Here is a 14155-nt window from a genome sequence, read left to right as displayed (position 1 = left end):
CTCGCGGACGGCGCCGGGGGCGCCGAACCGGTGGCCCGCGCCATCGCGGACGTACGCCAGTGGCAGCTGCGCCACACCGACGCCCGCGCCGCCGACGACGGCGGGGACTACGAGCGGGCCCTGCCCATGGTGATCGGCGGCAAGGGCAGCACGGGCGAGTCCTTCGACCGGGTGGACGCCGAGCTGAGCCGGGCCCTCGCGCACGAGCAGGACGAGTTCCGGCGGACGGCGGACGACGGCCGTGGCGCGCTGACCGGCCTGGCGGCCGGCGCCGCCGTCCTGGCCGTGCTGGGCGCGGCGGCGGCCGTCCTCGGCATCGGCCGCCGGCTGTCGGAGTACCGGTGAGACGGGGAGGCGGGGGCATGGGGGAACGGCGGACGACCTGGGTGGGAACGGCGGTCGGGGCCCTCGCGGCGGTGGTGTGCGCGCTGAGCGCGCTGGCGGCCCTCTCCGCGCCGTCGCCCGCACCGCCGGGCGGCACGGCAGCCGGGGGGCGGGCGGCCCGCGCCGAGGCGGTGGCCGCCGAGGCCCCGCCGGCCTGCACCGATCCGGAGGCGAGCCTGAGGCCGGTGACCACGGACGGGCCGGCCGTGCGGCGCATCAAGGACCGGGGGCGGCTGATCGCCGGTGTCGACCAGAACAGCTATCGCTGGGGCTACCGCGACCCCGCCACCCGCGAGCTGAGCGGCTTCGACATCGACCTGGTGCACGCCATCGCCAAGGCCGTCCTGGGCGACCCCGGCAAGGTCACCTTTCTCACGATCCCCACCAACCAGCGCATACCCGCGCTGCAAAAGGGCAAGGTGGACATCATCGTGCGGACCATGACCATCAATTGCGAGCGGATCGGACAAGTGGCGTTCTCCACCGCCTACTTCGAGACCGGTCAGCAGCTGCTCGCGCCCAAGGACTCGCCCGTCACCGGCTTCGACGACGCCTCGCTGGGCGGGCGCAGGGTGTGCGCGGCCAAGGGCTCCACGGCCGAGAGCGAGCTGCGCAGGAACGCCCATTCGGCCACCGTGACGACCGTGCCCAACCAGCTGGACTGCCTGGTGCGGCTCCAGCTCGGCCAGGTCGACGCGGTGCTCACCGACAGCGCCCTGGCCGCCGGGCAGGCGGCCCAGGACCCGTCCGTGCGACTGGTCGGCAAACCGTTCACCACCGAGTCGTACGGCGTGGCGATGAACCTCCGGGACGAAGACCTGGTACGCCGGGTCAACGCGGTTCTGGAGGACTACCGACGCGGCGGCGACGGCAGCCCCTGGATGCTGGCCTACCGTAAGTGGCTCGCGGCGGACCTCAAGGGCATCACGGCCCCGCCGGAGCCCAAGTACCGGGACTGACCGCGTCGACGGACGCGGCACGGTGGCAACACACGCGCCCCAGGGCGGGAGAGGAGTTCGATGGCGGTCGCGGGACCCACCGGGCCGACCCTGAGCCGCGAGGAGGCGGACCGCGCGCTGGCCAGGCTCGGCGCGGAACACGAGGCGGTCGAATCCTCGCTGCTCGCCCTGCAGGACCACGCCGGTCGCCGGCTGCTGGAGGGCGCGGAGCTGACCGGTGCCACCAGAAGCCGGTGGGAGCTGGCCGAGCAGCTCATCACCCAGCTGTGGACGTACTTCGACGCCTACACGGCCGCCCTGGAGACGGCCCGCGAGCTGCGGGGCCGGCACCGCTGGCCCACCCAGGCCGAACTGGCCGAGCTCACCGACCTGCTGCGCGGCACCGCGGTCACCCTGCCCGCCGGCCCGCCGGCGGCCACCGTCGCCGCGCTCGGCACGGCCGCCCGGCTCAGCGAACGGCTGAGCCTCGCGGAGCTGCTGGACCGGATGAACAGCTGGTACGCGCAGGCCCTGGACGTGGTCGTCACCGCCGACGCCGTCTGGTCGGCGCTGCCCGCCCGGATCGACCTGCTGGCGGCCGAGCTGGGCCGCGTCCGCTCGCTGGCCCACTCGGTGGGCGTGCGGCCCGGCGAACACCCCGCCGCGGACGACCTGGAGCGCATCACGCACGAGCTGGCCACGCTGCGGGCCGAGGTGATAGCGGACCCGCTGGCCTTCTGGACGGGCGCCTCGCCCAGCTCGGCACCCGGCGGCGGCCGCCCCGACACCGGCCGCTACGACCGCGCGGCCCGCGCCCTGGAGGACGTGCGGCGCGAGGTCGAGGCCGTCCTGGACGTGCGCCAGGACGCCGAGCGGCGGCTGATGCGCGTCCGGGACGTCCTCTCCCGCGCGGACCGCACGCTGGCCGAGGCCCGGCAGGCCCGGGTCGAGGTGCTCTCGAAGATCGCGGCGTCCGAGGTGCCGGCCGTCTCCGGGCCGCCCACGGTGCTCTACGAGCAGCTGACGACCGCCGCCGAGCACCGCAGGCACGCCCGCTGGCACCGGCTCTCCCCGCTCCTGGAGGACCTGGAGCAGCGGGCCGAGGAGGAACTGCTGCGGGCCCGCGAGTCGCTGACGGCCGTCACCGCGCCGCTGGCCGTGCGGGCCGAACTGCGCGGCCGGCTCGACGCGTACAAGGCGAAGGCCGCGCGGCACGGGCTGGCGGAGGACACCCTGGTCGTCGAGCGGTACGACGTGGCGCGGCGGATGCTGTGGAGCGCGCCGTGCGATCTGGTCGCCGCCGAGCAGGCCGTCCTCCGCTACCAGCAGGCGGTGGCCGGCGCCCTCGCGCCGGACGACCACAGGGGGGACGCATGACCAGTGACTGCCAGCGGCCGGGCTGCGCCGGCTCCTACGAGGACGTCGGCGACGGCGAGCTGTTCTGCGACACGTGCGGGCTCGCGCCGGTCGTCTCGCCGGGCGGACTGCTCTCGTCGTCACCCACCGGGGTGACGGCGTCCGGGCGGTCGGGCAGCTCGTCGGGGCAGTCCCCGGGCTCCTCCTCCGGCTCCTCCGGGCCGTCCTCCCGCTCGGCGTCCTCTCGCTCGACGTCTTCCCGCTCGTCGTCCTCGCGCCGGTCGGTCTCCGGCCGGTTGTCGCGGGCGCTGTCGGGCGGCTCCGGCGGGACGGCGGGCCGCTCGGTGTCCGTGCGCGGCGCGGGTTCCTCGACGGGCGGCTCCGCGCGCAACAGGCTCGGCGCCGGCCTGGTCAGCCTGCCCGGCGTGCCCAGGCCCGACCCGCGCGCGGCCGTGCTGGCCAACCCGGAGGTGCCCGAGCGCAAGCGGTTCTGCAGCAGGAGCGACTGCGGTGCACCGGTGGGCCGTTCGCGCGGCGACCGGCCGGGCCGCACGGAAGGCTTCTGCACCAAGTGCGGCCACCCGTACTCCTTCGTGCCCAAGCTGCGCGCCGGCGACGTGGTGCACGGCCAGTACGAGGTGGTGGGCTGCATCGCGCACGGCGGGCTGGGCTGGATCTACCTGGCCGTCGACCACGCCGTCGACGACCGCTGGGTCGTCCTCAAGGGCCTGCTGGACACCGGCGACGAGGACGCCCTGCGGGCCGCCCGCGCCGAGCGGGGCTTCCTCGCGGAGATCGAGCATTCCAACATCGTCCGCATCTACAACTTCGTCGAGCACCTCGACCAGCGGACCGGCAGCCTCGACGGCTACATCGTCATGGAGTACGTCGGCGGCAAGTCGCTCAAGGAGATCGCCAACGAGCGGCGCACCCCGGACGGGCGCCGCGACCCGCTGCCGGTGGAGCAGGCGTGCGCGTACGGCATCGAGGCGCTGGAGGCGCTCGGCCATCTGCACGGCCGCAACCTGCTCTACTGCGACTTCAAGGTCGACAACGCCATTCAGCAGCAGGACCAGCTCAAGCTGATCGACATGGGCGCGGTCCGGCGGATGGACGACCAGGACAGCCCGATCTACGGCACGGTGGGCTACCAGGCGCCCGAGGTGGCGGACGTGGGCCCGTCCGTCGCCTCCGACCTCTACACCGTCGCCCGCACCCTCGCGGTGCTCACCTTCGACTTCCAGGGCTACACGACCGTCTTCGCCGACGGTCTGCCCGACCCGGAGCACATCGAGGTCTTCCGCCGCTACGAGTCCTTCTACCGGCTCCTCGTCCGGGCCACCGACCCCGACCCGGCCCGCCGGTTCGCCTCCGCCACGGAGATGGCCGACCAGCTCACGGGCGTGCTGCGGGAGGTCGTCGCCCTGCAGACGGGCACGCCGCGCCCGGCCCTGTCGACGCTGTTCGGGCCGGAACCCCGGGTGGTGGACACGACGCTCTTCCCGGCCTGGAGCGGTGACGTCTCGGTGCTGGGCGCCCGGGTGACGCGCCGTGGGGTGGCGCCCCGGCAGCCGGATCCCGCCGCCGTGACCGCCGCCGCGGCCTCCGTCGTCGCCCCGCCGGACGTGCGGGCCGCCGCGCTCGCCCTGCCGCTGCCGCTGGTGGACCCGGACGACGCCAACGCCGGCTTCCTCGCCGGCCTGCTCGCCTCCCAGCCCGCCGAGCTGTACGCGGCCCTCCAGGCCGCCCCCGTCGACTCCCCCGAGCTGCGGCTGCGCCGCGTGCGGGCCCAGCTGGAGCTCGGCGAGGAGGCGCAGGCCTCGCGCGCGCTGGAGGCCCTGGAGGCGGCGCGGCCCGACGAGTGGCGGATCGTCTGGTACCGGGCGGTGCACGCGCTGGCCACCGGTGACCACGAGACGGCGGCGCTCGCCTTCGACGCCGTCTACGACGCGTTCCCGGGCGAGCCGGCGCCCAAGCTGGCGCTCGGCGTGTGCGCCGAGGTGCTGGGCCAGCTCGACAACGCCGCCGAGTACTACCGCCTGGTGTGGACGACCGACCCGAGCTTCGTCAGCGCCGCCTTCGCGCTGGCCCGGGTGCTGCTGGCCGGCGGGGACCGGCCGGGCGCGGTGGCCGTGCTGGAGTCGGTGCCGGAGGCGTCCATCCACTACACGGCGGCGCGGGTCGCGGCCGTGCGGGCCCGGCTGCGGCAGCGCTCCGCGCAGGAGGCCCTGCTGGAGGACCTGCGGGCCGCCGCCGGGCAGGTGGAGCGGCTCGCCGGCTTCGGGCTGGACGCCGTACGGCGCGAACAGCTGACCACGGAGGTGCTCGGCAGCGCCCTGGACTGGGTGCTCTCGGGCGGGCCGGGCACGGCCGCGCCGGGCACGGCCGCGCCGGGCACGGCCGGTCCGGTGACGCTGCTCGGCAGCGGACTGGACGAGCGGGGCCTGCGCTTCGGCCTGGAGCGCTCGTACCGCGTGCTCGCACGCCTCGCCCAGCGCGGCGAGGAACGGATCGAACTGGTGGAACGGGCCAACCGTTACCGCCCCCGGACATGGGTGTGATGGAGCGATGTCGCAACTGCCCCCACAACTGACGGTGTGCCCGGCCTGCCGGGAACCGCTGGACCCGGCCGACAACTTCTGCGGCGGCTGCGGCGCGAACCTCGCCGCGGTGCCGCCGTCCGGGCCACCGGCGCCGGAGAACCGGGGGCGCGGCGTCAAGCGACGACGACCGGGACGGCACCCGGCGGGCGACTACCGGCTCGCCCCGCCGGACCGCGTGCCTGCACAGGGGGGAACGCGCGGCGACGCCCGCCGGTGCGGCTCCTGCCGGTCCGGCATGATCGACGACGACGGGTACTGCGAATACTGCGGGCACGCACAGCCGCGCGAACGGGATCACATGGAGCACGAGTCGGCAGGCGTCGCGGCGGTCAGCGACCGGGGCCTGCGCCACCACCGCAACGAGGACGCGTTCGCCGTGTCCGCCACCGAACTGCCCGGCGGCGCGCCCGCCGTGGTCGCCGTCGTCAGCGACGGCGTGTCGTCGGCGGCCCGGCCCGACGAGGCGTCGGCCGCCGCCTGCGCGGCCGCCTGCGACGCCCTCGTGGAGGGCCTGGCCGGCGGCACGCCCCCGCGCGAGGCCACCCAGCGGGCCGTGCTGCGGGCCGCCGAGGCCGTCAGCTCCCTGGCCGGCGCGGACCGGGCGGCGCGCGAGCACGAACGGCACCGCCAGGGGAACGCGCCGGCCTGCACCATCGTCAGCGCGGTCATCACCGGGGACCTGCTGACCGTCGGCTGGGTCGGCGACAGCCGCGCCTACTGGGTGCCCGACGACCGGGCCACCCAGCCGGCCCGGCTCACCGAGGACGACTCGTGGGCCGCCCAGATGGTCGCGGCGGGCCTGATGTCGGAGACCGAGGCGTACGCCGACGAGCGCGCGCACGCCATCACCGGCTGGCTCGGCGCCGATGCCTACGAGGTCGAGCCGCACACCGCCTCGTACCACCCGGACCGGCCGGGCGTGGTGCTCGTCTGCACCGACGGGCTGTGGAACTACGCGGAATCGGCGGAGGAGATGGCGGAGATCGTGCCGTCCGACGCCCGATCCCGGCCGCTGGAGTGCGCACGCCGTCTGCTGGCCCACGCCCTGGACGGTGGGGGCCACGACAACGTAACAGTGGCCGTCCTTCCGTTCCCGTCCCGCCCGGAAGGGGCAGGATCGGCCTGACGGCCCGAGCGTCCACGGGGGGAACGCACGCCGGTGTCACGCGTGGCATCGCGCGGCTGACCGCCCCCTTCCGCGTGAGCACACGTCGTACGAAGGAGCGGTAACCGAATGGCTGATTCCAGCAAGCCGGGCGTGCCCCGGTTCGACGTCGAGGTGTACCAGAACGCCCATCTTCCGGAGGGCGGCCGGGACGTCAACGCGATCGTGACCGTCACCGCCACCGCCGGCGCCGGAGCGGTGGCGGCCGCGCAGCCCGCGTCGGACGCGGCGGTCGTCGTCATGGTCGACTGCTCGGGGTCGATGGACTACCCGCCCGCCAAGATGCGCAACGCCCGCGACGCCACGGCGGCGGCAATCGACGCCCTGCGGGACGGCGTGGCCTTCGCCGTCGTCTCCGGCACCCACCAGGCGCACGAGACCTATCCCGGCGGCGGCCGGCTGGCGGTGGCCGACGCCACCACCCGGGCGCAGGCCAAGGAGGCGCTGCGCAAGCTGAGCGCGGGCGGCGGCACGGCCATCGGCACCTGGCTGCGGCTCGCCGACCGGCTGCTGTCCTCCTCCGACGCCTCCATACGCCACGGCATCCTGCTCACCGACGGGCGCAACGAGCACGAGGAGCCGGACGCGCTGCGGGCCGCCCTGGACACCTGCGCGGGCCGCTTCACCTGCGACGCGCGCGGGGTGGGGACGGACTGGGAGGTCAAGGAGGTCACGGGCATAGCCTCCGCCCTGCTGGGCACCGCCGACATCGTCGCCGATCCGGCCGGGCTGGCCGAGGACTTCACGGGGATGATGGAGGCCGTCATGGGCAAGGAGGTCGGCGACGTCTCCCTGCGCGTGTGGACCCCGCAGGGCGCCGAGGTGCGGTTCGTCAAACAGGTCGCGCCCGCCGTGGAGGACCTGACCGACCGCCGGCAGGAGGCGGGCCCGCGCTCCGGCGACTACCCGACCGGCTCCTGGGGCGACGAGTCCCGCGACTACCACCTGTGCGTGCGGGTGCCGAGCGCCGAGGTGGGCCGGGAGATGCTGGCCGCCCGTGTCTCGCTCGTCCTGCCCACCCCCGACGGCTCGTCACCGCACGTCCTCGCCCAGGGCCTGGTGCGGGCGGTGTGGACCGACGACCTGACCGTCTCCACCGCCATCAACCCGCAGGTCGCGCACTACACGGGCCAGGCGGAGCTGGCGCTGGCCATTCAGCAGGGCCTGGATCTGCGCAAGGCGGGCGACGTGGACGGGGCCACCGCCAAGCTCGGCCGGGCCGTGCAACTGGCCAGCCGCTCGGGCCACGAGGACACCGCGAAGCTGCTCGCCAAGGTGGTGGACGTGGTCGACGCCGCGACGGGTACTGTGCGGCTGAAGGCGAAGGTCTCCGAAGAGGCGGAGATGACGCTCGAAACGCGCTCGACGAAAACCGTCCGCGTGAAGAAATAGTGCGATCAAGCAGTGCGCGGAGCCACTGATGACGGCGTCAGAGGGGGAAGAGACCGACATGCCGACCTGCCCGAACGGTCACCAGTCGGAGGCCGACGACTGGTGCGAGGTGTGCGGCCACCGGATGACGGGCGCGGTCCCGCACCCGGGGGCGCCCGCGGGTGCCGTTCCCGCACCCCCGCCGCCGCCCGTCCCGCCCGCCGCGCCGCCCGCGCCGCCCGGCACCGGCGGATACGGCTGGCCGGGCCCCGCCGGGGACGCCACCGTGCAGGCGGAGCTCTGCCCGCAGTGCCGTACGCCCCGTGAGGCGCAGGCGCCCTTCTGCGAGGAGTGCCGCTACAACTTCCTCACGCGCACGGCCAACCCGTACGCGCCCCCGCCGCCCCACCAGCCGCAGGGCTTCCAGTCGTCCCCGCCGCCGCCCCCGTCGCAGCACACCCAGCCGCCGCAGAGCCTGGACTACCAGAGCTCGCGGCCCTCGCGGATCAACCGCCCGGCCGAGCCGCTCACCCCGGACACCCCGCCGCACGGCTACGGCGAGGACGACTGGGTCCTCTCCCCGCCCTCCGGGCCCGCCGGGCCCGCCGCGCCGCCGTCGTACCCGCCGTACGAGGCCGGCGGCTACGAGCCCGGCTATGAGCAGGGTTACCAGCAGGGCGGCTTCGAGCAGGGCGGATACGGGGAACAGGGCGGATACGGGGAACAGGGCGGATACGGGGAGGGCGGGTACGCGGAGGCCCCCGCGGACCCGCGGGCCGCCGCGGCGCAGCCGCGGCCCCAGCCGGGCGTGCCCGCCCCGGCCACCGGCTGGACCGCGGTCGTCGCCCCCGACCGCGACTACTTCCGGGCGATGATGACCCGCAGCGGCCCGGAGGCGGCCGGCCTCAACATGCCCGCCTACGCCCCGGAGCTCCAGCTTCCGCTCAGCGGCCGCCAGATCACCGTCGGTCGGCGCCGGCACAGCACGGGCGAGTGCCCGGACATCGACCTCTCGCGCCCCCCGGAGGACCCGGGCGTCTCGCACCAGCACGCCGTCTTCGTCCAGCAGCCGGACGGTGGCTGGGCGGTGGTCGACCAGGACTCCACCAACGGCACCACGATCAACGGCTCGGACGACCCGATCCAGCCGTACGTCCCGGTACCGCTCCAGGACGGCGACCGGGTGCACGTCGGGGCGTGGACGACGATCACGATCCGCCGGGGATGAGCGGGGCGTCTGAGACCATGGAGGGGTGAACGAGATTCCGCGCGACACGCTTCAGGAGCAGACCTTCTACGAGCAGGTCGGCGGCGAGGAGACCTTCCGGCGCCTGGTCCACCGTTTCTACCGGGGAGTCGCCGAGGACCCCCTGCTGCGGCCCATGTACCCCGAGGAGGACCTCGGGCCGGCCGAGGAGCGCCTGGTCCTCTTCCTGATCCAGTACTGGGGCGGCCCCCGCACCTACAGCGACAACCGCGGCCACCCGCGGCTGCGGATGCGGCACGCCCCGTTCACCGTGGACCGCGCCGCGCACGACGCCTGGCTGCGGCACATGCGGGACGCGGTCGACGAGCTGGGGCTCGCGCCCGAGCACGAGCGGCAGCTGTGGAACTACCTGACGTACGCCGCCGCGTCGATGATCAACGCGGCGGACTGAGCGCGGAGCCGCTCCGGCCCACGGCCGGGGCGGCTCAGGCGTTCGGGCGGTGCGCCGGCGTGACCGTCAGTCCGCCGAGGCCGCCCGTGCGGACGGCGATCGAGCCGTAGGGCGTGCGCAGCCGCAGCCAGCCGCCGGCCGCGAAGAGGGCCAGCGGTTCCGGGGCGAGGGCCGTGGCCCCGGCCGGGGCACCGCCGGCATCGGCGGTACGGGCGGCGGCGGGACGGGCGGCGGGGCCGGGGACGGGCCGCAGGAAGCCCAGCGCCTGGGCGGCGTGGACCGCGCGCAGCGGCAGCCCGGTGTCCCCCAGGGTGCGGGACCAGATCTCCCGGCCGATGCGGTCGCGCTCGGCCCGTACCCGGTGCTGCTCGGGCAGCGCCGCGTCCCGGTGCCGGAACTCCGCCACGGCGCCGGCGACCGCGCCGCGCACGGCCTCCACGTCCGGCAGGCCCGGCACGCGCTCCCAGCCGCCGCGCGGTGGCAGCACCCCGGCCCACGGCGGGCCGGTGACGGCCTCGGGGACGGGGACGGACAGCTCGCCGCTCGCCGTGGCGGCACCTGCCGCGTCCAGCGCGTCGGCAAGCTGCCCCGCCGAGACGGTGACGTCCAGAGCACCGGCGTCGGCCAGCCGGGCCGTGCGCACGGCGAGCACCTCGAAGGACGGCGGGCGTCCGAAGACGCCGAGCACGCCGCCGCCCGCCTGGAGGCGGACGACGGCGGCCCGGTCGTAGTGGATCAGCCGGGCCAGGAAGGCGGCCAGGTCGGCCGCCTCCCCGGCATCGGCGAAACGCAGCCACTGCGCCTGCGGAGCGTGGGGCGCCGTCATGCGGCGACGGCCTCCTCCCGGTACCGCTCGAGGATCGTGCGCTCCTCGCGGCTCACCCGCCGGGGGTGGCCGGCGGCCAGGTCGAAGGGGACGACGACCGTGGCGGCCCGGACGTAGACGTGCTCCTCGTCCTTGACCTCGTAGTGGACGGTCATGGACGCGGCGCCGATCTTGGCCACCCACATCTCGATGGTCACCGGCTCGGGCCGGTGGATCAGCGGGCGCAGGTAGTCGATCTCGTGGCGGGCCACGACGGAACCGCCCGCGAAGGAGCCCTCGGCCTCGGCCTGGGGGGCCAGGCCGTTGATGAAGTCGATCCGGGCCTCCTCCAGGTAGCGGAGGAAGACCGCGTTGTTGACGTGGCCGTAGGCGTCCATGTCCGACCAGCGGAGCGGGCAGGAGTAGAGGTGACGCGCCACGGTCAGCCCCGGGTCAGCTTCTTGTAGGTGGCACGGTGCGGACGGGCCGCGTCCGGGCCGAGGCGCTCGACCTTGTTCTTCTCGTACGACTCGAAGTTGCCCTCGAACCAGAACCACTTGGAGTTGCCCTCGTACGCCAGGATGTGGGTGGCGACCCGGTCCAGGAACCAGCGGTCGTGGGAGACGACCACGGCGCAGCCCGGGAAGTCCAGCAGGGCGTTCTCCAGGGAGGAGAGCGTCTCGACGTCGAGGTCGTTGGTCGGCTCGTCGAGGAGCAGCAGGTTGCCGCCCTGCTTGAGGGTGAGCGCCAGGTTCAGGCGGTTGCGCTCACCGCCGGAGAGCACGCCGGCCGGCTTCTGCTGGTCCGGGCCCTTGAAGCCGAACGCGGAGACGTAGGCGCGGGAGGGCATCTCGACCTGGCCGACGTTGATGTAGTCCAGCTCGTCGGAGACGACGGCCCACAGCGTCTTCTTGGGGTCGATGTTGGCGCGGGCCTGGTCGACGTAGGAGATCTTGACGGTCTCGCCGACCTTGATCGAGCCGGAGTCGGCCTTCTCCAGACCCTGGATCATCTTGAACAGGGTCGTCTTGCCGGCGCCGTTCGGGCCGATGACGCCGACGATGCCGTTGCGCGGCAGGGTGAAGGACAGGTCGTCGATGAGGACCTTGTCGCCGAACGCCTTGGAGAGGTTGTTGACCTCGACGACGACATTGCCCAGACGCGGGCCCGGCGGGATCTGGATCTCCTCGAAGTCCAGCTTCCGCATCTTCTCCGCCTCGGCGGCCATCTCCTCGTAACGGGCGAGGCGCGCCTTGGACTTGGCCTGGCGGCCCTTGGCGTTGGAGCGGACCCACTCCAGCTCTTCCTTGAGGCGCTTCTGCCGCTTGGCGTCCTTCTGGCCCTCGACCTTCAGACGCGAGGCCTTGTTCTCCAGGTAGGTGGAGTAGTTGCCCTCGTAGGGGTGGGCGCGGCCGCGGTCGAGCTCCAGGATCCACTCGGCGACGTTGTCGAGGAAGTAGCGGTCGTGGGTGATCGCCACGACGGTGCCGGCGTACTTGGCGAGGTGCTGCTCCAGCCAGTTCACCGACTCGGCGTCGAGGTGGTTGGTGGGCTCGTCGAGGAGCAGCAGGTCGGGAGCCTCCAGCAGCAGCTTGCAGAGGGCCACGCGGCGCTTCTCACCACCGGAGAGGTTGGTGACCGGCCAGTCGGCGGGCGGGCAGCCCAGCGCGTCCATGGCCTGCTCCAGCTGGGCGTCGAGGTCCCAGGCGTTGGCGTGGTCCAGCTCCTCCTGGAGCTTGCCCATCTCCTCCAGCAGCGCGTCGGAGTAGTCGGTGGCCATCAGCTCGGCGATCTCGTTGAACCGGTCGAGCTTGCGCTTGGTGTCGGCGACGCCGTCCTGGACGTTCTCCAGGACCGTCTTCGCCTCGTCGAGCTTCGGCTCCTGCATGAGGATGCCGACGGTGTAGCCCGGGGAGAGGAAGGCGTCACCGTTGGAGGGCTGCTCCAGACCGGCCATGATCTTCAGGACGGTGGACTTACCGGCACCGTTCGGGCCGACCACACCGATCTTCGCACCGGGCAGGAAGCTCAGCGTCACGTCATCGAGGATGACCTTGTCGCCGTGCGCCTTGCGCGTCTTGCGCATGGTGTAGATGTACTCAGCCAAGAGAAACCGTCCGGCAATCGAGAAGGGCCAATACTGCGGCTCCGCCGCGTGAGGGCAGATACACCCCATCTTGCCGTACCGGAAGCCCTCGGCGGAAACGGGTTGCCGCCCGGCGTGCTCCCCGTGACGCCGCCGGGCACGCTCCTTGCGACGCCGCCGGGGCCGGGTCTCCGGTCACCGGCGGCGCACGCAGGGTCACGCCGCGCGGGTCACAGGCCGGGGCCGGTCCCCGGGCCGGTCTCCTCCTTCCTGCGGAGCAGGAAGACCGCGCCGCCGCCGACGACGATCAGCGCAATCGCCAGGCCGGCGATCATCGGGGTCGCGGTGCTGCCGCCGGTCGCGGCGAGCGGGCCGCCGGTGACGGAGCCGCCGCCGGTGCCGCCGGCCGCCGGGCTCGGGCGGGCGGACAGGTGGTGCACGCCGCCGGTGCCGCCCGTACTGCCGGTCTCGGCGGTCTTGCAGTCCAGGATTCCGGAGAAGGTCCTGGCGAAGCCGTTCGGGCCGGTGATCGTGAACCGGTAGCCGGCGTCCTCGGCGACCTTCACGAAGACGGTCTCGGTGCCGCCGGGCCGCACGGTGTGCTTCTTCCCGTCCAGCTCGAAGGTGTAGGGCTGGTCGCCCTGGTTGTCGGCGGTGATCTCCACGCCGCCGCGGGCGCAGTCCTTCTTGGCCGTGACGGCCGGTATGGCGCCCTTCTGGGCCCAGGTGACGCCGGCGGTCGCGGTGACCGTGCTCTCGCTGGAACCGGCCAGGATCAGCGTCTGCGTCTTGATGTGGTCGCCGATGAAGGCCCGGCCGACCGGCACCTTGGTGGCGGCCGTGGCCTTGACGGACGCCGAGCCCGCGGGGGCGCCGGACGGCACGTCGAACCAGATCTCGCCGCCGTTCGTCGTGGCGGTGGCCGGCTTGCCGTCCTTGTCCACGATCTTCACGCCCTTGGCGGCGGCGTCGGCGGAGGGCGTGAGGCCGATGGTGCCGGCGTCGGTGCGGACGGTGACCGGGCCGAGGCGCCGGCCGGACTTCCCGGAGACGGCCGAGGGGGTGAGGGACAGGGAGGCGCCGGGCTCCGCGGTGTCCTTGGCGCTGTCGTAGAGCCAGTCGGCGAGCTTCTGGGCCCGGGGGTCCTGGGCGTCGACCTTGACGTGGTCCGAGTAACGCCAGATGGCGACCTGGGTGCCGGCGGCCGCGGCGTTGGCGTCGAGGGAGTCGGCGCCGGAGTCCTTGGCCAGCGCGGCCAGATCGTTGATCTGCGGGTAGGAGTGCTGGAGGATCCAGCGGATCCGGCCGGCGTCCTTGTTGTCGTGCAGGGACGACTCGCTCCAGCCGGTCTCCCGGTACCGGGCGCCGTCCACGGTGTTGGTGAGGATGTCCACGCAGTAGGTCTGCAGCATGCCGCCGCCGTCGACCTTCATCTCGAACAGGCCCGCCAGCGCCGGGCCGGTCTTCTTCGGGTCGTGCACGATCGCGCCGCCACCGGCCGTCACTCTGCCGAGGGTGGCGCTCACCCCGCCCCGGTTCTGCCGGTCCTGGTTCATCCCGGCCCCGTCGGCCGCGGCGGGTCCCGCGGCGGCCATCACACCCGCGACGGCCGGCCCGCACGCCAGCAGCACCGCGGCAAGGCGGGCCGCGCCCCGCCTCATGACAGAGTTCATCGATTTCCTTTCGCGCGGGCGCCGTCCGGCCGTCCGTCGGGCAGGGACCATGCCGAAGCGCCTCGCCGGGCAACTCAAAACTCAGGAGCCCCCGTTGTCACGGACGGATCCTAGGG

Annotated in this window: 11 protein-coding genes and 1 pseudogene; 8 read left to right on the top strand and 4 right to left on the bottom strand. The window is 74.1% G+C overall.

All coding sequences use genetic code 11. The features are described 5' to 3' along the window. From AB0K09_RS00730 to AB0K09_RS00695, 8 genes and pseudogenes are all read left to right on the top strand, one after another. A pseudogene (locus AB0K09_RS00730) lies at positions 1-345 on the top strand (hypothetical protein); the annotation flags it as partial. 17 nt (positions 346-362) lie between these two features. Then, the gene (locus AB0K09_RS00725; RefSeq protein ID WP_366063006.1) at positions 363-1343 is read left to right on the top strand and encodes a glutamate ABC transporter substrate-binding protein; all 981 of its coding nucleotides are present in this window, start codon (positions 363-365) and stop codon (positions 1341-1343) included. 60 nt (positions 1344-1403) lie between these two features. Beyond that, the gene (locus AB0K09_RS00720) at positions 1404-2699 is read left to right on the top strand and encodes a hypothetical protein (protein WP_366063005.1); all 1296 of its coding nucleotides are present in this window, start codon (positions 1404-1406) and stop codon (positions 2697-2699) included. Beyond that, positions 2696-5239: a tetratricopeptide repeat protein gene (locus AB0K09_RS00715; protein WP_366063004.1), complete on the top strand. Its 2544-nt coding sequence runs from the start codon at positions 2696-2698 to the stop codon at positions 5237-5239. The genes AB0K09_RS00720 and AB0K09_RS00715 overlap by 4 nt, the downstream gene beginning before the upstream one ends. 7 nt (positions 5240-5246) lie before the next feature. After that, positions 5247-6407: a PP2C family serine/threonine-protein phosphatase gene (locus tag AB0K09_RS00710; RefSeq protein ID WP_366063003.1), complete on the top strand. Its 1161-nt coding sequence runs from the start codon at positions 5247-5249 to the stop codon at positions 6405-6407. 108 nt (positions 6408-6515) lie between these two features. Then, complete coding sequence (locus AB0K09_RS00705) at positions 6516-7838, top strand: VWA domain-containing protein (protein WP_366063002.1); 1323 nt, start codon at positions 6516-6518, stop codon at positions 7836-7838. Positions 7839-7896: 58 nt separating this feature from the next. Next, positions 7897-9045, top strand: a complete 1149-nt coding sequence (locus AB0K09_RS00700; protein ID WP_366063010.1) for an FHA domain-containing protein — start codon at positions 7897-7899, stop codon at positions 9043-9045. 25 nt (positions 9046-9070) lie between these two features. Then, positions 9071-9475: a globin gene (locus AB0K09_RS00695; protein WP_366063001.1), complete on the top strand. Its 405-nt coding sequence runs from the start codon at positions 9071-9073 to the stop codon at positions 9473-9475. 34 nt (positions 9476-9509) lie between these two features. On the opposite strand, the gene AB0K09_RS00690 is transcribed toward AB0K09_RS00695, so the two are convergent. From AB0K09_RS00690 to AB0K09_RS00675, 4 genes are all read right to left on the bottom strand, one after another. Continuing rightward, a complete protein-coding gene (locus AB0K09_RS00690; RefSeq protein ID WP_366063000.1) occupies positions 9510-10301 on the bottom strand; it encodes a hypothetical protein in 792 nt (263 codons plus the stop codon). Next, the gene (locus AB0K09_RS00685) at positions 10298-10720 is read right to left on the bottom strand and encodes a thioesterase family protein (RefSeq protein ID WP_366062999.1); all 423 of its coding nucleotides are present in this window, start codon (positions 10718-10720) and stop codon (positions 10298-10300) included. Before AB0K09_RS00685 ends, AB0K09_RS00690 begins: the two co-directional genes overlap by 4 nt. Positions 10721-10722: 2 nt before the next feature. Continuing rightward, entirely contained in the window at positions 10723-12387 is a 1665-nt protein-coding gene (gene ettA, locus AB0K09_RS00680; RefSeq protein WP_366062998.1) for an energy-dependent translational throttle protein EttA, read from the bottom strand. A gap of 209 nt (positions 12388-12596) precedes the next feature. Further along, positions 12597-14039, bottom strand: a complete 1443-nt coding sequence (locus AB0K09_RS00675; RefSeq protein ID WP_366062996.1) for a Cys-Gln thioester bond-forming surface protein — start codon at positions 14037-14039, stop codon at positions 12597-12599. Positions 14040-14155: the final 116 nt, after the last annotated feature.

It is taken from the genome of Streptomyces sp. NPDC049577, assembly GCF_040675635.1.
Taxonomy (GTDB): Bacteria; Actinomycetota; Actinomycetes; order Streptomycetales; family Streptomycetaceae; genus Streptomyces.
This window is presented reverse-complemented; position numbering and strand designations above follow the sequence as displayed.

Coding starts and splice junctions, on each gene's coding strand:
- AB0K09_RS00710 (WP_366063003.1), top strand. CDS start 5,247: ATGTCGCAACTGCCCCCACAACTGACGGTGTGCCCGGCCTGCCGGGAA.
- AB0K09_RS00690 (WP_366063000.1), bottom strand. CDS start 10,301: ATGACGGCGCCCCACGCTCCGCAGGCGCAGTGGCTGCGTTTCGCCGAT.
- AB0K09_RS00720 (WP_366063005.1), top strand. CDS start 1,404: ATGGCGGTCGCGGGACCCACCGGGCCGACCCTGAGCCGCGAGGAGGCG.
- AB0K09_RS00725 (WP_366063006.1), top strand. CDS start 363: ATGGGGGAACGGCGGACGACCTGGGTGGGAACGGCGGTCGGGGCCCTC.
- AB0K09_RS00675 (WP_366062996.1), bottom strand. CDS start 14,039: ATGAACTCTGTCATGAGGCGGGGCGCGGCCCGCCTTGCCGCGGTGCTG.
- AB0K09_RS00715 (WP_366063004.1), top strand. CDS start 2,696: ATGACCAGTGACTGCCAGCGGCCGGGCTGCGCCGGCTCCTACGAGGAC.
- AB0K09_RS00705 (WP_366063002.1), top strand. CDS start 6,516: ATGGCTGATTCCAGCAAGCCGGGCGTGCCCCGGTTCGACGTCGAGGTG.
- AB0K09_RS00700 (WP_366063010.1), top strand. CDS start 7,897: ATGCCGACCTGCCCGAACGGTCACCAGTCGGAGGCCGACGACTGGTGC.